The sequence below is a fragment of the Paracoccus halophilus genome (genome assembly GCF_000763905.1).
Lineage (GTDB): Bacteria > Pseudomonadota > Alphaproteobacteria > Rhodobacterales > Rhodobacteraceae > Paracoccus > Paracoccus halophilus.
In genome coordinates this window covers 14610-30582 of record NZ_JRKN01000019.1, presented here as the reverse complement: position 1 = coordinate 30582, position 15973 = coordinate 14610, and the positions used below count along the sequence as shown (strand labels likewise).

Genomic DNA, 15973 nt, shown 5'->3' with positions numbered 1-15973 from the left:
CGGTGATGATCCTTCAGGCCGTGATGGAGTAACCGCCGTCTATGGGATGCACGCCACCGGTCAGGTTTTTCGCTTCGCGCGATGCCAGAAAGGCGGCCACCGCCCCGACATCCTCGATTGTCGCGAGCTGGCTGGTCAGCGCGCGTTCGGCCGCCTTGCGCAGCAGCTCGTCGAAATGGCCGATCCCCGAGGCTGCCCGCGTCGCCAGCGGCCCCGGCGACAGCGCATGGACCGAGATGCCCTTGGGGCCCAGCTCCGCGGCGGCATAGCGCACCGCGCTTTCCAGCGCCGCCTTGACCGGCCCCATGATGTTGTAATGATCCACCACCCGAGCCGAGCCAAAGAACGACACCGCCATGCAGGTGCCGCCATCCGGCATCAGCGGCTCGGCCAGGCGGATCATGCGCAGGAAGGAATGGACCGAGATATCCATCGCCATGCCGAAACCCTCGGGGGAACAGTCGATCACGCGGCCGTGCAGATCCTGCCTGGGCGCGAAGGCGATGGAATGCAGCAGCGTGTCCAGCCGTCCCCAACGCTCGGCGATCTGCGCAAAGACCGCCTCCAGCTCGCCCGGGCGGGTGACGTCCAGAGGGGCCATGATCTCGGCCCCGAGCCGTTCCGCCAGCGGGCGGACATGGGCTTCGGCCCGGTCATTGAGCCAGGTGACGGCCAGATCCGCCCCCTGCGCCTTCAGCGCCTGGGCGCAACCCCAGGCAATCGAACTGTCATTGGCGATTCCGACGACAAGCGCTTTTTGTCCAACAAGAGAAAACATTGCTCAGCCTCTGTCTGCGAATCGGTTCTATCGCGCATATAAGTCGGGGTTGTGACGGGCCGCGCCGGCAGGCTGCGACCGCTTGCCGCTGCCTGCGCCGGGTTATCCGCCGCGCGCCAGACTTATGCGCGCGGCACTTCCCTTGACGGTTCATCTCGCCTAACCTTGCGCGCAAAGGAAAGGCCGACGCATGAGCAGTTACGAATATACCGTCATCCCCGCCCCCGCCCGCGGCGAAAAGGTCAGGAATGCCAAGACCGGGATCGAGCGTTTCGCCGTCACCCTCAGCGAGACGCTGAACGAAATGGCCAGGAATGGCTGGGAATATGTGCGCGCCGAGACTCTCCCGTCCGAGGAGCGCTCGGGCCTGACCAGCCGCTCGACCGTCTATCACAATATCCTCGTCTTCCGCCGCGCCCTTGAGGCGCAGCCCGCACAGGACCGCCCCGCCGCGCAGCGCCCCGAGCCCGTCCGCCCCGCGCGCCATGTCGAACCCGAAGCCGCCCCGCCGCAGGCCCGTCCCGAAAAACCGGCCGAGCCGGGCCCGGCCGCCCGCGGCCCCTTCAGCGCCCCCTTGCGCGCCAGTCCCAAGTTGACCGAGGAAAACCATGGCCGCGCCCGCATGGCCGAACCCCCGGTCACCGCGCCCGAGGAAAAACCGGCATCCGGCGGCCCGCGCCTCGGCCCCGCCAACCGCTGAATTTCTTCTTCAGGAAAATATCCCGGGGTGAGGCCCGGCACGGGCCGAGGGGCAGCGCCCCTTGAGCTTACCAATGCGGCGGGCGCTGATCGGCCAGCGGAATCCCGCCACCCTCACCCTCGCGTTCGGCCTCGCGCTCCATCAGCAGGCCGACCCGCCGCGACAGCCGCGCGATCTCGCGCTCCTGCCGGGCGACGATGGCCGACAACTCGTCGGTCGCTCGCGTCAGATGCGCGACGGCCTCTTCCAGGCGCAGCACCCGTTCCGCCTGCTTGTCCATCAATCCTCCATCCGCTAGACCCCGCGTGGACCAGCCCGAGGCAGACCATGGCGAAAGATCAGAAAAAACAGCCCCGACCCAAGGCCGACACGCCCAAGGGGTTCCGCGACTATTTCGGCGCAGACGTGACCGAGCGCAAGCAGATGCTGGACCGGATCGCGGAAATCTATCATCGCCACGGCTTCGACCCGCTCGAGACCAGCGCCGTGGAAACGGTCGAGGCCCTGGGAAAATTCCTGCCCGACGTGGACCGCCCCAATGCCGGCGTCTTCGCCTGGCAGGAGGCCGAGGTGCCGGGCGGCGGCGCGGGCGACTGGCTGGCGCTGCGCTACGACCTGACCGCGCCGCTGGCGCGGGTGGCGGCGCAGTTCCGCAATGACCTGCCCAGCCCTTACCGGCGCTATGCGATGGGGCCGGTCTGGCGTAATGAAAAGCCGGGGCCGGGGCGCTTTCGTCAATTCTATCAATGCGATGCCGATACGGTAGGCAGCGCGTCCGTCGCCGCGGATGCGGAGATCTGCGCCATGCTGGCGGATGCGCTGGAACATGCCGGCATCCGGCGGGGCGATTATCTGATCCGCATCAACAACCGCAAGGTGCTGAACGGCATCATCGAGGCGATGGGCGCTGCGGCAGGCCTGGCCGACGATATCCTGCGCAGCATCGACAAGTTCGACAAGGTGGGCGAGGAGGGCGTGCGCCAGCTTCTGACCAGTGGCCGCAAGGACGAGTCCGGCGCCTTCATCGAGGGCGTCGGGCTTGCGCCGGAGCAGGCCGCTCCGGTGCTTGCCTTCCTGACCTCCAAGGGCGCCGACAATGCCGGAACGCTGGCCAATCTGCGCGCCGCTGTCGGCGGCTCGGCCAGCGGCGCCGAGGGTGTCGAGGAACTCGCGCAGATATCGGACATGCTGGCCGCCATGGGCGTGGGCGAGGATCGCGCGATCATCGACCCCTCGATCGTGCGCGGGCTTGGCTATTACACCGGCCCGGTCTTCGAGGCCGAACTGACTTTTGAAATCCTCGACGACAAGGGCCGCAGGCGGCAATTCGGATCGGTCGCCGGCGGCGGGCGCTATGACGGGCTGGTGGAACGCTTTACCGGGCAGAAGGTGCCCGCGACCGGCGTTTCCATCGGCGTGGACCGGCTGCTGGCCGCCTTGCGCGCCAGGGGGCTGGCCGGCACGGATGCGCAGGGCCCGGTCGTCGTCACGGTGATGGATCGCGACCGCATGGCCGATTATCAGGCCATGGGGGCCGAGCTGCGCGCCGCGGGCATCCGCGCCGAGGTCTATCTGGGCAACCCGAAGAATTTCGGCAACCAGCTGAAATATGCCGACAAGCGCCAATCGCCGGTGGCGATCATCCAGGGCGGGGACGAGGCTGCGCGCGGCGTCGTGCAGGTCAAGGACCTGATCCTTGGCGCCCGTATCGCCGCCGGGGCCAGCCACGAGGAATGGAAGGCCCAGCCCGCCCAGACCGAGGTCCCGCGCGCCGATCTGGTCGCCGAAGTGCGGCGCATCCTGGAATGAGCAAGCCCGGGAAACAGGCCATCGGCCAGCAGATCCTGGCCGCCTTTCGCGCAGCCGGCGCGGTCGAGGTCGCGCCCGATATCCTGCTGCCGGCCGAGACGCTTCTGGATCTTTACGGCGAGGATATCCGCGCCCGCGCCTATGTCACCCAGGACCCGATCCGGGGCGAGGTCATGCTGCGCCCCGATTTCACCGTGCCGGTCGTGCAGATGCATATGGAAAACGGCGCCGAGCCCGCCCGCTATTGCTATCTGGGCGAGGTGTTCCGCAAGCAGGACCACGGCGACACCCAGCCGGCGCAGCCCCGCGACAACGAATATCTGCAGGCGGGATTCGAGCTGTTCGCCCGCGATGCCGATGCCGATGCCGAGGTTTTCGCGCTGTTCCACGGCATCCTCGCGCCGCTTCGCCTGCAGGCGACGATGGGGGATATGGATCTGCTGATGGATGCCGTGCGCGCGCTGCCCCTGTCCGGGGCGCGCCGCGCCGCGCTTCTGCACCATATCTGGCGGCCGGGGCGCTTTTCGCGGCTGCTGGATCGTTTCTCGGCCGTCGCTGCCCCGCGCATCTTCGAGGATCCGGGGGCGCCCTGGACCGGGCTGCGCAGCCCCGACGAGATGCAGGCGCGGATCGCGCGGCTGCAGGCCGACAGGGCCGAGCCGCCGCTGCCCGCGGAATCGGTTGCGCGCCTGCAGCGGCTTTTCGCCGTGCAGGCCCCGGCGCCGCAGGCGCTGGCCGAGCTTCGCCAGCTTGCCGGGGAAATTCCCGATATCGCCGATGCGGTCGAACGTCTGGCGGCCAGCCTGTCGCGGCTTGCGGCGCGCGGGATCGATCTGGCGACCATCCGCTTCGACGCCAGCCACGGCCGCCATACGATGGAATATTACGACGGCATGACCTTCAGCTTTGCCACGCCGGGCCGGGCCGACTGGCCGCCGGTGGCGACGGGGGGGCGCTATGACGCGCTGACGGCGGTGCTGGGGCAGGGGCGCTCGATCCCGGCGGTGGGCGGTGTCATCCGGCCGGGCCTTGTCCATGAACTGGGGGGGCTGTCATGATCCGGCTGGGCGTGCCCTCGAAGGGGCGGCTGATGGAGCAGAGCTTCGACTGGTTCGCGGCGCGGGGCGTGACGCTGTCGCGCGCCGGATCGGATCGCGAATATGCCGGTCGGGTCGAGGGTGCGGAAAACGTCGCGCTGGTGCTTTTGTCGGCGGGCGAGATCCCGCGCGAGCTGCGGGCGGGGCGGATCCATCTGGGGGTGACCGGCATCGATCTGATCCGCGAGAAGCTGGCCGGCTGGCGCAGCCATGTCGAGGAAGTGGCGCCGATGGGTTTCGGCCATGCCGATCTGATCCTGGCCGTGCCCGCCTGCTGGAGCGATTGCGAGGATCTGGACGATTTCGCCACCATCGCCCGCGATTTCCGCGCCGCGCACGGCTTTCGCCTGCGTATCGCCACCAAATACCACCGGCTCGTTCGGGCCTGGCTGTCGGCCGGGGAGGTCGCCGATTACCAGCTGGTGGACAGTCAGGGCGCGACCGAGGGAACGGTGGCGAACCAGACCGCCGAGGCGATTGCCGATATCACCTCGTCGGGTGCGACGCTGCGCGCCAATCACCTGAAGGTCATCGCGGCCGAGCCGATCCTGCGTTCGCAGGCGGTGCTGTTCCGGTCACTGGCCGCCGGGGACGAGGGCGAGGTCCGTGCCTTTGCCGCGCGGCTGGGGCTGTAACGGGCGGCGGCATCTCCGGTTGCGCGGTCGCATGGATATTTGAATGAAGAAGAAAGGGATCACTCGCCGAGGCCGACAAGCGCCCGGGCGAAATCCCGCGCATCGAACGCATCCAGATCGTCGATCTGTTCGCCCACGCCGATGGCGTGAATGGGCAGGCCGAACCTGTCGGCCAGCGCCACCAGCACGCCGCCGCGCGCGGTCCCATCCAGCTTGGTCATCACCAGCCCCGAGACATCGGCCAGCTTGCGGAAGGTCTCGACCTGGCTCAGCGCGTTCTGGCCGGTCGTGGCATCCAGGACCAGCAGGGTGTTATGGGGGGCGCTGGCGTCCTTTTTGCGGATGACGCGGACGATCTTGGCCAGTTCCTCCATCAGGTCCTGACGGTTCTGCAGGCGCCCGGCCGTGTCGATCATCAGCAGGTCCGCGCCCTCGGCCTCGGCCCGGGTCATGGCGTCGAAGGCGAGGCTGGCCGGGTCCGAGCCCTCGGGCGCGGTCATCACCGGCACGCCGGCGCGCTGGCCCCAGACCTGCAACTGTTCGACGGCCGCGGCGCGGAACGTGTCGCCGGCGGCGATCACCACGTTCTTGCCCGCCGCCCTGAACTGGCTGGCCAGCTTGCCGATGGTCGTGGTCTTGCCCGAGCCGTTGACGCCCACGACCAGCACCACCTGCGGCCGTTTCGGATAAAGCGGCAGGGGCCTGGCCACCGGCTCCATGATGCGGGCGATTTCATCGGCCAGAAGCCCCTTGAGTTCGCTGGCCGAGATGCGCCTGCCCATCCGCCCCTCGGCGATATTGGCGGTGACGCGCAGGGCCGTCTCGACGCCCATATCGGCCTGGATCAGCATTTCCTCCAGTTCCTCGAGCATGGCATCGTCGAGTTCGCGCCGTGGCTCGGCATCCGCGCGGCGGCCGATCAGCCGGTCGAGCATGCCGGGACGTTCGGGCGCGGGCGTGGCGGGCGGCGGGACGGGCGCTGCTGCCTGTGGCGCTGGCGGCGGGGCGTCGGGCCGGTCCTCCGCGCCCTCGGCCACGATATCGTCGAGCCCCGCCCCGATCTTCGAGGAGGACCGCGTCAGCCGGTCGCGCAGCTTCGAGAAAAACGACATGCCCCAATCCTTCTGTGCGTCGCGCCGAAACTAAGGGCTCGCGGCCCAAAGGAAAAGGGCGCCCGCACGGACGCCCCCCTTTCATGCCGGATATGCCGGGGGTTGCCCCGCGGCCTTGCGATCAGGCCTTGCCCAGATAGATGTCGACCAGCTTGCCCAGCATCTCCAGCGCATCCTCGCGCGAGCGCTGGAAGCTGTTGCGCCCGATGATCGAGCCGTTGCCGCCGCCGTCGCGGATCGCGCGGGCATCGTCATAGACCGCGTCGGCGCCCTTGGCCGCGCCGCCCGAGAACACCACGATCCGGCGCCCGTTGAAGGCCGACTGCATGCAATGTTCGACCCGTTTGGCCTGGGTCGAGACGTCGATCTTTCTGTCCTCGTAGACCTTTTTGGCCTCTTTCAGTTCCAGATGATCGGTCGAGAGCTTGATCTTGATGATATGGGCGCCGATCAGCGCCGCGATCTGGGCGGCATAGGCGGCGATGTCGATCGCGGTTTCGCCATCCTTCGAGATCGCCTCGCCGCGCGGATAGGACCAGATCACCGTCGCCACGCCCTTGGCGGCGGCTTCCTTGCGCATCGCGACGATCTCTTCGAACATGTCCAGCGCCATGTCCGAGCCGGGATAGATGGTGAAGCCGATGGCGGCGCAGCCCAGCCGCAGCGCGTCATCCACGCTGGCCGTCACCGCCTGGTTCTTGCCGGCGGTGTCGGACATCAGGCTGTTGGCGCTGTTCACCTTGAGGATGGTCGGGATCTGGCCGGCGAAGCTGTCGGCGCCGGCCTCGATCATGCCCAGGGGCGCGGCATAGGCGTTCAGCCCGGCGTCAATCGCCAGCTGGTAGTGATAATGGGGATCATAGCCGGCGGGGTTCGGCGCGAAGGACCGCGCCGGGCCGTGTTCAAAGCCCTGATCGACGGGCAGGATGATCATCTTGCCGGTGCCGGCCAGCTTGCCGGTCATCAGCATGCGCGCGAGCTGCGCCTTGACGCCGGGAGTTTCGCCTTCGTAATTGGCCAGAATCTTGCGAACGGTATCGGTCATCTGCATCGGGGACTCCATCCTGTGTCTGCTGGCTGCTTAGCAGACCGGCGGGCAAGGGCAATCAGGGTTGCGCTAACGTAGGGGCTGACGGCTGCGGCAGGCCGCGAAACCGGGCGCTGTCGCGACATCAGCGCTTGTTCAGCGCCGCCACGCCCGGCAGCTCCTTGCCCTCCATCCATTCCAGGAAGGCGCCGCCGGCGGTCGAGATGAATGTGAAATCGCCCGCGGCGCCCGCCTTGTTCAGCGCCGCCACCGTATCGCCGCCGCCGGCGACCGAGGTCAGCTTGCCGGCGCGGGTCAGTTCCGCGGCAGCCTGCGCGGCGGCATTGGTGGCGGCGTCGAAGGGCGCGATCTCGAAGGCGCCCAGCGGGCCGTTCCAGATCAGCGTGCGGCAGGATGCCAGGGTCTGCCGAATGGCGGCGACGGTTTGCGGGCCGGCATCCAGGATCATCGCGTCGGCGGGGCAGGCATCCGCCGCGACGGTTTCGTTTGCCGCGCCGGCCTTGAATTCGCGCGCCACCACGACATCGGCTGGCAGGTGAATGCTGCAGCCGCCGCGCTCGGCCTTGTCCATGATCTCGCGCGCGGTCTCGGCCATGTCGCGCTCGGCCAGCGATGTGCCGATCTCGATACCCTGGGCGACGAGGAAGGTGTTCGCCATGCCGCCGCCGATGATCAGGTGGTCCACCTTGTCGATCAGGTTGCCCAGCAGATCCAGCTTGGTCGAGACCTTGGCGCCGCCGACCACGGCCGCGACCGGGCGCTGCGGATTGCCAAGCGCCGCGTCCAGCGCCTTGAGTTCCGCCTCCATCAGGCGGCCGGCGGCGGCGGGCAGCAGATGCGCCAGCCCCTCGGTCGAGGCATGGGCGCGATGCGCGGCCGAGAAGGCGTCGTTCACATAGGCCTGACCCAGGGCGCCCAGCGAGGCGGCAAAAGTCGAATCATTCGCCTCTTCTCCCGGATAGAATCGGGTGTTTTCCAGCAGCAGCACGTCGCCGGGCTGCAAATCCGCCACAGCGCGTTTGGCGGGGCCGCCGATCGCCTCTTCGGCGAATTTCACCGGCTGGCCAAGCGCGGCCTCCAGCGCCGGGAGGACCAGTTTCAGGCTCATGTCGTCGACGCGCTGGCCCTTGGGGCGGCCGAAATGGGCCAGCAGCACCGGGATGCCGCCCTTTTCCTGGATATCATTGACGGTGGGCACGATCTTTTCGATCCGGGTCGTATCGGTCACCCGGCCATTCTCGACCGGGGCGTTCAGGTCCACGCGGACCAGCACCACCTTGCCGTCAAGCTCCAGGTCGTCGATCGTGTTGAAATCCGCCATGTCGCATCCTTTCCTGATAGGCTCTCGCGCCTTTGTGTGCTTGTCACGCATCATGACATTCCCGTCAACTGGTGCAGGCATGGCTTTGCCACCGCGTCGCGACGCTCATCGCCGGCGTTGTCTGCGCGGGGCGAAATGCGTAAGGCTGCGGCTGAAGCTTTTACCAAGGAGACTCCCATGGCCGAGATCAAGGATCCCGAGAACACGGTCATCATCGCGCTGAAAGACGGCCCGGTGGTGATCGAACTGCTGCCCGACGTGGCGCCGAAGCATGTCGAGAGGATGAAGGAACTGGCCCGCGCCGGGAAATACGACAATGTCGCCTTTCACCGCGTGATCGAGGGCTTCATGGCCCAGACCGGCGATGTCGAGCATGCCAATATGGAAAGCGACCACAATCCGGGCCGTGCCGGCACCGGCGGCTCGGACCTGCCCGACCTGCCGGCCGAATTCTCGCGCCTGCCGCATGACCGGGGCACGCTGGGCGCCGCGCGCTCGGCCAATCCCAACAGCGCCAACAGCCAGTTCTTCATCAATTTCAGCGACAACCATTTCCTGAACGGCCAGTACACCGTCTATGGCCGGGTCATCGCGGGGATGGAGCATGTCGACAAGATCCAGCGCGGCGAGCCGCCGGCGAATCCCGACCGCATGATCTCGGTCAAGGTGGCCGCCGATGCTGAATAAGCTGCTGATCCCCGCCTTCACGCTTGCCGCGGCCTCGGCGCAGGCGCAGGGCCTGCCGGGCGTGATCGATGGCCCCGGTCCGAATCTGGTGATCGAGATCGCCGGTTCCGGCGGCGAATCCAAGGGCACGATCGTGCTCGACCTTTATGCCGACAAGGCGCCCGGGCATGTCGAGCGTCTGGTGACGCTGGCGGAATCCGGCGCCTATGACGGGGTCGTGTTCCATCGTGTGATCGACGGGTTCATGGCGCAGACCGGCGATGTCGAATTCGGCAAGCAGGGCGGCGACACCGCCCGCGCCGGCATGGGCGGCTCGGACCTGCCGGACCTGCCGGCCGAGTTCAACGATGTCAGCTTTCAGGCCGGGACCGTGGGCATGGCGCGCTCGGACAACCCGAATTCCGCCAACAGCCAGTTCTTCATCGATCTGGCGCCGGCCGAGTTTCTGGACGGGCAATATACCGCCGTCGGGCAGCTGGTCGATGGCTGGGAGGTGCTGAACATGGTGAAAAAGGGCGACCCGGCCGCCAATGGTCTGGTCTTGGACCCCGATTACATGGTCAAGGTCACCGTCGAGAAATGAACGCTCCGGCTCACGCCGGAAAAGGGCCCCGCGCATGGTGTCGCGGGGCCTTTTGCCATGGCCATTGCCTGACCCCGCCATGGCCCGCTAAGGCAGAAACATGACAGTGCTTTACATCGACGCCGATGCCTGCCCCGTGAAAGCCGAGGCCGAGCGGGTCGCGACGCGCCTGCGCGTGCCCATGGTGCTGGTCTGCAACGGGGGCCTGCGTCCCTCGGCCAATCCGCTGGTCTCATTGGTGATCGTCGATCAGGGCCCGGATGAGGCCGATCAATGGATTGCCGCGCATTGCGGGCCGGGCGATGTGGTGGTGACCTCGGACCTGCCGCTTGCGGATCGCTGCATCAAGGCCGGCGCGCAGGTCATCCAGCATAACGGCGAGGTGCTGACCGAGGCCAATATCGGCCCGCGCCTGGCGACCCGCGACCTGATGCAGGATATCCGTTCCGCGAACCCGTTCCATCAGGGCGGAGGGGCGGCGTTTTCCAAGGCGGATCGGTCGTATTTCCTGCAATCGCTGGATCGGGTGATGGCGGCGGTGTTGCGGGGGTAGGGTAAGGATAGGGGGCTCTGAGCTCATTTTTCCGGAATTCTGCTACGCAGCGAATGTCGGCTGTCACGAAAGGGTCAAAACTCTCAATAATTATCTCTGTTTGGAATCGATTTTTGGGTGGCCTCACACGAGTTCGTTTGCACATGTTCCGCAAGCGAGGGCTTAGTGAACGGTCTTAGAGTTCCTTAACCAGCGCGGCGATAATCTATTATGTTTTCTAAAACGACCACCTCAACGGATAGATTTAAATCGCATTACTATCTGAATGCTGGGATAAAAGTCAACGGCCACAAATCATTTTCTCAATTTTCGAACTATTTATAATCGCGACTTGATCAACTATTTTGAAAACAGTAACGTCACCTACATATACAATGAAGTGCGCCTCAAAGACATTTTCTCCAGCCGTAATTTTGCAAGGGGTCCCTTCCTTCATTGAGCCGCTAAGCAGGCCTAGTGCGAACGCTCCAACGACGTTAAAATATACCAAATTTGTAAGGTCTTGACTCGCGATCATTCCCGTTTGCTCAGCATTATGACGCACAACTGCAAACTGCCAAAGATAGCGCGAAAGCAGGTATGCAAAGCAAGGTAAGACAAATAGTGAAGCTGCTGTTTTAAACCATTCCATCTGTTCAGAAATCGGCTCTTCAACTATGAAAATATTGTATGAACAGTAGGCCAGCACGACGGCAATCAATAACATAGAAATATACCAAAAACCCCTAACAGTCCGCTCTGCTTCTGAACCTCGATAGCTGTCTCTCGAATCGAGTCTAGCTTCGAAATTTTCAACAAAATTAATAATAGTGCCAAGCAGGATTCCAAACACTGGCAATATCAAAGCTGTCTTAAAGATAGTGTCTTGTAAAGACATGTAGGAAAGGAGCGCTGGGGATATCGCGCTCAGGTAGCTTCCCTCAAATATTATTGAAACTGCGCTAGAAAAAATCGCTAGATTCCGAAAGCTTGCAACTTTTTCGAACTTATATGACTTTACTTGCAGTGCTGTGCTAACAGAACTTGAAGGCTCATCTGCCAAACTGTCCACTCCTAGGGCTATAAACACAACTCTATGATATCATCATAGTAAATTTTGGGGTGTTGCGCCAAGGTAGTAGGTCGCCTTTTCCCGTCGATAAATAACCGCTTGTTGAACGCTGCTGAAAGTTACCTTTGACGTAGTTGTAGCGAAAGCTCACTTAGTTCGCATAGCCGACCACCGCTCTACCCCCCAACGAAAAAGGCCGGCGCTCTCGCCCCGGCCTTTCTCTTACCCCACCTGCACCATCCGGTGCTTCTTCTTCCCGACCGAGACCTTCAGCCCGTCCCCGATCAGCGCCGCGTCCACGGGCAAAAGCGGGTCGCTGACGGGGTCGTTGTTCAGCCGCAGCCCGCCCTCGGCGATCAGGCGCTTGGCCTCCTTGCCCGAGGCGGTGATGCCGGTCTGGGCCAGCAGCTGCACGACCGAAACCGGCAGGGCATCCGCGCCGACGGTCACGATCTCAAGATCGCTGCCGGCGCCGCCCTGCTCGAAGACCTCGCGCGCGGTGGCCTCGGCCGAAGCGGCGGCCTCGGCCCCGTGCAGAAGCGTCGTCACCTCATTGGCCAGCCGAACCTTGCCCTCGTTGATCTCGGATCCTTGCAGGGCGCCAAGGCGGTCGCATTCATCGACCGGAAGATCGGTATAAAGCTTGAGGAAGCGGCCGACATCGGCATCGGTCGAATTGCGCCAGAACTGCCAGAACTCATAGGGCGACAGCATCGCGCCGTTCAGCCAGACCGCGCCGCCCGCCGATTTGCCCATCTTGCGCCCGTCCGAGGTGGTCAGCAGCGGCGAGGTCAGGCCCCAGATCTCGCCATCGAGCACGCGGCGGGTCAGGTCGATCCCGTTGACGATATTGCCCCACTGGTCGGACCCGCCCATCTGCAACTGGCAGCCATAGCGGCGGTACAGTTCCAGAAAGTCATAGGCCTGCAGGATCATGTAGTTGAATTCCAGAAAGCTCAGCGATTGCTCGCGATCCAGCCGGGATTTTACGGATTCGAATGACAGCATCCGGTTCACGGAAAAATGCCGCCCGATATCGCGCAGGAAATCCAGGTAGTTCAGCCCGTCCAGCCATTCGGCATTGTTAAGCATCATCGCCTTGCCCTCGCCGTAATCCAGGTAACGGGCAAAGACCTGCTGCATGCCGTCGATATTGGCCTGAATGGCATCGGGGGTCAGCAGCGGGCGTTCCTCGCTGCGGAAGCTGGGATCGCCGACCTTGGTCGTGCCGCCGCCCATCAGGGTGATCGGGCGGTTGCCGGTCTTCTGGAACCAGCGCAGCATCATGATGTTCAGCAGGTGCCCGACATGCAGGCTGGCGGCGGTCGCGTCATAACCGATATATGCCGTCACCGGGCCTTGGGTCAGGGCCTCGTCCAGCGCCTGCAGGTCGGTGCAGTCCGCCAGATAGCCGCGTTCCATCATCACATGGAGGAAGTCGGATTTGGCTTTATAGGTCATGGGCTGTTCCTTTCGAATGGCGCGGATATACCGGGGGAAAGGGCAAAGGAAAAGCCATGACACAGGCAATGACGCGCGCGCTTGGCATGATGTCGGGGACCTCGCTGGATGGGGTGGATGCGGCGCTGATCGAAACCGACGGCGTGCGGATCGCGGATTTCGGGCGCAGCGCCTATCGCGCCTATTCCGGCAATGAATCCGCGATGCTGCATGGCGCGCTTGGGCAATGGCAGGACGGTCCCGACGCGGCCGAGGCCGGCGCGCTCTCTGTCGCCGCCCATGCCGCGCTGGCGGATGGCTTCCCCGAGGCCGAACTGGTCGGCTATCACGGCCAGACGCTCGCCCATGATCCGGGCGGGCGGGGAACGCATCAGGCGGGCGACGGTGCCGCGCTGGCGCGCAGGCTGGGCCGGCCGGTGGTCTGGGATTTCCGGTCCGAGGATGTCCGTCAGGGCGGCGAGGGCGCGCCTTTGGCCCCGTTCTTTCACTGGGCCTGCGCGGAATGGGCCGTGGCGCAGGGGCATCTGCCGCGCGCGCCGGTGGCGTTTCTGAACCTTGGCGGGGTCGGCAACCTGACCTGGGTCGATCCCTCTGCCCCCGCGCCCGAGGCTCCGGGCGCCTGCATCGCCTTTGACACCGGTCCCGCCAATGCGCCGCTGAACGACCTGATGCGGGCACGGCGCGGGCAGGCGCGGGACGAGGGTGGCGCGCTGGCCGCCCTTGGCCAGCCCGACGAAGGCGCGATTGCACGTTTCCTGACACATCCGCATTTCGCCCGGCCGCTGCCGAAATCGCTGGACCGCGACGCCTTTCCCGATCTGGCGGCCTCGGTCGCGCATCTGCCCGACGCGGATGCGGCCGCGACCCTGACCCATGCGGCGGCGGCGGCGGTCGCGGCGGGGCTGGCCCTGTTGCCGCAAGCTCCCGACCGGGTGCTGGTCTGTGGGGGCGGGCGGCATAACGGGGCGATGATGGCGGCGCTTGACGCACGTCTGCCGGCCCGTGTGGCCCCGGTCGAGGAGGCGGGCCTCGATGGCGACATGCTTGAGGCGCAGGCCTTCGGCTGGCTGGCCGTGCGGGTGCTGCGGGGCTTGCCCACTTCGGGGCCCGGCACGACCGGCGCGCCGGGGCCGGTCTGCGGCGGGCGGATCAGTCATCCGGGGCGCGGCTAGGCTGCGGGCCGTCCCGGGTCTCTGTCTTGTGATGATTGTGTGACGCCGCTGCGGGAACAATGCCTGCCAGCCTGCGTTCATTGCTCGAAACGACAGCAGTCGTTGATGAATCACATGAAGGAAAGGACCAAGGCCCATGAAATCTCTAGTCATTGCCGCGACGACTCTTGCGTTTGCCGGGGCAGCCTATGGGCAGGCCGAATCCCAGACCGCGCCCGCCGCGCCGCAGGTCGAGCAGATGGAAGAGGCCGCGACCGAAGCCGGAAACGCCGCCGCCGAGGCGGCCGGCGATGCCGCTGCCACCGCCGCCGATGCCGCCGCCGAGGCTGCGCAGGCCGCCGAGGATGCCGCGATGGCGGTGGGGGACGAAGCCACGGATATGGGCGCCGATGCCGCCGATGCGGCGGCGGAAGCCGCCGACGAAGCCGCCGCCGCTGCCGATCAGGCGGCCGATGATGCGGCCATGGCGGCCGACACCGCCGCCTCGGGCGCGGGTGACATGGCCAGCCCGGCCGAGGACAGCCCTGAAATGACTGCCGGGGCCGAGGGCGAAACCGCCGCCGCGCCCGAAGTCGTCGCCCCCGATGTCAACCCGCCCGCGATTTCCGAGGCGGATCCCGGCCTGCTGGGAAGCTGGCTGGTCAGCCGCCGGATCTGGACCACCAACCAGCCCTCGACCACGGAATGGGTCGATCCGATGCTGGCCGAGCGTCCGGCCGACTGGCAGGACATCGCCAAGGTCAACGATATCGTGCTCGATGATTCGGGCCAGATCGTGGGCTATATCGCCGATATCGGCGGTTTTCTGGGCATCGGCGCGAAAAAGGTGCTGCTGGGCGTGGATGCGATCCATCTGGTCAGCATCGGCAACGATACCTTCTTCGTGACCAATTACACCAAGGCCGAACTTGAGGCCTTGCCCGATTTCGACGCCAAGACCGTGCGCAACTGACGGCTGCGCCGCGCTCGGGCCGCGCTTTGCGGCCCGACAGGCGATCATCGGGGCGTCCCGCCGGGGCGCCCTTTGCGTTTTGCTGAAGATCGGCCTTGACGGGGGCGGGTGCCATGCGTAAACCCCCTCGCACCCCGGACGGCGATCCGGGGCAGTGGTCTGCGCGGTTGTAGCTCAGTTGGTTAGAGTACCGGCCTGTCACGCCGGGGGTCGCGGGTTCGAGCCCCGTCAACCGCGCCACCACCACATAGATCGCCGAAATGATGCGCGGTTGTAGCTCAGTTGGTTAGAGTACCGGCCTGTCACGCCGGGGGTCGCGGGTTCGAGCCCCGTCAACCGCGCCATTTTCCCGAAATTTTCAGCACTGCCCGGGGAATATCCCAAGCGGGATTTTTCCGCTTTGCGGCAGTGCTGCGGGGTTGATCTGGGGCTTTTCAACCTGTTTCAATTCCCTATGCTGGCGGCGAAATGCGACGGAGGGTTCATGGCACGCGGAATCGACTACGGCGGAATGATGCACCGTGCCATGCAGCGGCTGATCGCCGATGTCCTGCGGGCCGTCGCCGATGAGGGCCTGCCGGGCGACCACCATTTCTTCATCACCTTCGACACCCGCGATTCGGAGGTCGAGATGGCGGACTGGCTGCGCGAACGCTATCCCGAGGAAATGACCATCGTCATTCAGCACTGGTTCGAGAATCTTACCGTCACGCCCGACGGCTTTCACATCACGCTGAATTTCGGAAATTCGCCCGAGCCGCTTTACGTGCCCTTCGACGCGCTGCGCACCTTTGTCGATCCTTCGGTCGAGTTCGGACTGCGGTTTGAGAACCACGACGACGATTCGGAACTGGAGCTGGAAGAGGACGAGGTCGAGGACGAGGAACTCGCCCCCGAGGAAGAGCCCGACGAGGACCGGCCCAAGGGCGGGGCCGAGGTCGTCAGCCTGGACAAATGGCGAAAATAAATCGTCATACCCCTGTCACCGGCGCGAAATAAAGGCTGTCTCGGCAT

17 protein-coding genes and 2 tRNA genes are annotated in these 15973 nt (G+C 65.4%); 12 read left to right on the top strand and 7 right to left on the bottom strand.

What is annotated here, in order from left to right:
- Positions 1-13: 13 nt before the first annotated feature.
- Complete coding sequence (fabI, locus tag IT41_RS13010; RefSeq protein WP_036742076.1) at positions 14-778, bottom strand: enoyl-ACP reductase FabI; 765 nt, start codon at positions 776-778, stop codon at positions 14-16.
- A 190-nt stretch (positions 779-968) separates the two neighbouring features.
- Here fabI and IT41_RS13005 point away from each other — a divergent pair, with 190 nt between their 5' ends.
- Positions 969-1478, top strand: coding sequence for a DUF4177 domain-containing protein (locus tag IT41_RS13005; RefSeq protein WP_036742073.1), 510 nt, complete (start codon positions 969-971; stop codon positions 1476-1478).
- Positions 1479-1545: 67 nt separating this feature from the next.
- On the opposite strand, the gene IT41_RS13000 is transcribed toward IT41_RS13005, so the two are convergent.
- Entirely contained in the window at positions 1546-1758 is a 213-nt protein-coding gene (locus tag IT41_RS13000) for a SlyX family protein (protein WP_036742071.1), read from the bottom strand.
- Between the two features lie 47 nt (positions 1759-1805).
- Between IT41_RS13000 and hisS the strand changes: the two genes are divergently transcribed.
- From hisS to hisG, 3 genes are read left to right on the top strand one after another with little or no spacing between them, the layout of a single operon-like run.
- Complete coding sequence (hisS, locus tag IT41_RS12995; protein ID WP_036742069.1) at positions 1806-3287, top strand: histidine--tRNA ligase; 1482 nt, start codon at positions 1806-1808, stop codon at positions 3285-3287.
- On the top strand, positions 3284-4345 hold the full coding sequence (locus IT41_RS12990; protein ID WP_036742066.1) for an ATP phosphoribosyltransferase regulatory subunit: 1062 nt from the start codon (positions 3284-3286) through the stop codon (positions 4343-4345). The genes hisS and IT41_RS12990 overlap by 4 nt, the downstream gene beginning before the upstream one ends.
- The gene (hisG, locus tag IT41_RS12985; RefSeq protein ID WP_036742063.1) at positions 4342-5019 is read left to right on the top strand and encodes an ATP phosphoribosyltransferase; all 678 of its coding nucleotides are present in this window, start codon (positions 4342-4344) and stop codon (positions 5017-5019) included. The genes IT41_RS12990 and hisG overlap by 4 nt, the downstream gene beginning before the upstream one ends.
- 59 nt (positions 5020-5078) lie before the next feature.
- Here the strand turns inward: hisG and ftsY are convergent, their stop codons facing one another.
- From ftsY to IT41_RS12970, 3 genes are all read right to left on the bottom strand, one after another.
- The gene (gene ftsY, locus IT41_RS12980) at positions 5079-6131 is read right to left on the bottom strand and encodes a signal recognition particle-docking protein FtsY (protein WP_036742059.1); all 1053 of its coding nucleotides are present in this window, start codon (positions 6129-6131) and stop codon (positions 5079-5081) included.
- A gap of 121 nt (positions 6132-6252) precedes the next feature.
- Positions 6253-7182 (bottom strand): class I fructose-bisphosphate aldolase, encoded by a 930-nt coding sequence (locus IT41_RS12975; RefSeq protein WP_036742184.1) that lies wholly within the window; start codon positions 7180-7182, stop codon positions 6253-6255.
- A gap of 121 nt (positions 7183-7303) precedes the next feature.
- Complete coding sequence (locus tag IT41_RS12970; RefSeq protein ID WP_036742056.1) at positions 7304-8500, bottom strand: phosphoglycerate kinase; 1197 nt, start codon at positions 8498-8500, stop codon at positions 7304-7306.
- Positions 8501-8677: 177 nt separating this feature from the next.
- On the opposite strand from IT41_RS12970, the gene IT41_RS12965 reads away from it, so the two are divergent.
- The 3 genes from IT41_RS12965 (at position 8678) to IT41_RS12955 (ending at position 10323) form a co-directional block, all read left to right on the top strand.
- Positions 8678-9187, top strand: coding sequence for a peptidylprolyl isomerase (locus IT41_RS12965; RefSeq protein ID WP_036742055.1), 510 nt, complete (start codon positions 8678-8680; stop codon positions 9185-9187).
- Positions 9177-9770, top strand: a complete 594-nt coding sequence (locus IT41_RS12960) for a peptidylprolyl isomerase (RefSeq protein WP_036742053.1) — start codon at positions 9177-9179, stop codon at positions 9768-9770. Before IT41_RS12965 ends, IT41_RS12960 begins: the two co-directional genes overlap by 11 nt.
- Positions 9771-9870: 100 nt before the next feature.
- Entirely contained in the window at positions 9871-10323 is a 453-nt protein-coding gene (locus IT41_RS12955) for a YaiI/YqxD family protein (RefSeq protein WP_036742051.1), read from the top strand.
- Positions 10324-10603: 280 nt separating this feature from the next.
- Here the strand turns inward: IT41_RS12955 and IT41_RS20765 are convergent, their stop codons facing one another.
- Together IT41_RS20765 and tyrS are read right to left on the bottom strand one after the other, a co-directional pair.
- A complete protein-coding gene (locus tag IT41_RS20765) occupies positions 10604-11365 on the bottom strand; it encodes a hypothetical protein (protein ID WP_139221703.1) in 762 nt (253 codons plus the stop codon).
- 231 nt (positions 11366-11596) lie between these two features.
- Entirely contained in the window at positions 11597-12835 is a 1239-nt protein-coding gene (tyrS, locus tag IT41_RS12950; protein ID WP_036742049.1) for a tyrosine--tRNA ligase, read from the bottom strand.
- 56 nt (positions 12836-12891) lie between these two features.
- On the opposite strand from tyrS, the gene IT41_RS12945 reads away from it, so the two are divergent.
- The 5 genes from IT41_RS12945 to IT41_RS12925 all read left to right on the top strand — a co-directional run bounded on the left by IT41_RS12945 (position 12892) and on the right by IT41_RS12925 (position 15926).
- Complete coding sequence (locus tag IT41_RS12945; protein ID WP_036742046.1) at positions 12892-14007, top strand: anhydro-N-acetylmuramic acid kinase; 1116 nt, start codon at positions 12892-12894, stop codon at positions 14005-14007.
- A gap of 136 nt (positions 14008-14143) precedes the next feature.
- A complete protein-coding gene (locus IT41_RS12940) occupies positions 14144-14959 on the top strand; it encodes a PRC-barrel domain-containing protein (protein ID WP_036742044.1) in 816 nt (271 codons plus the stop codon).
- A 163-nt stretch (positions 14960-15122) separates the two neighbouring features.
- A tRNA-Asp gene (locus tag IT41_RS12935) sits at positions 15123-15199 on the top strand.
- Between the two features lie 27 nt (positions 15200-15226).
- A tRNA-Asp gene (locus IT41_RS12930) sits at positions 15227-15303 on the top strand.
- 140 nt (positions 15304-15443) lie between these two features.
- Complete coding sequence (locus IT41_RS12925; protein ID WP_036742181.1) at positions 15444-15926, top strand: SspB family protein; 483 nt, start codon at positions 15444-15446, stop codon at positions 15924-15926.
- The last annotated feature ends 47 nt before the right edge of the window (positions 15927-15973 follow it).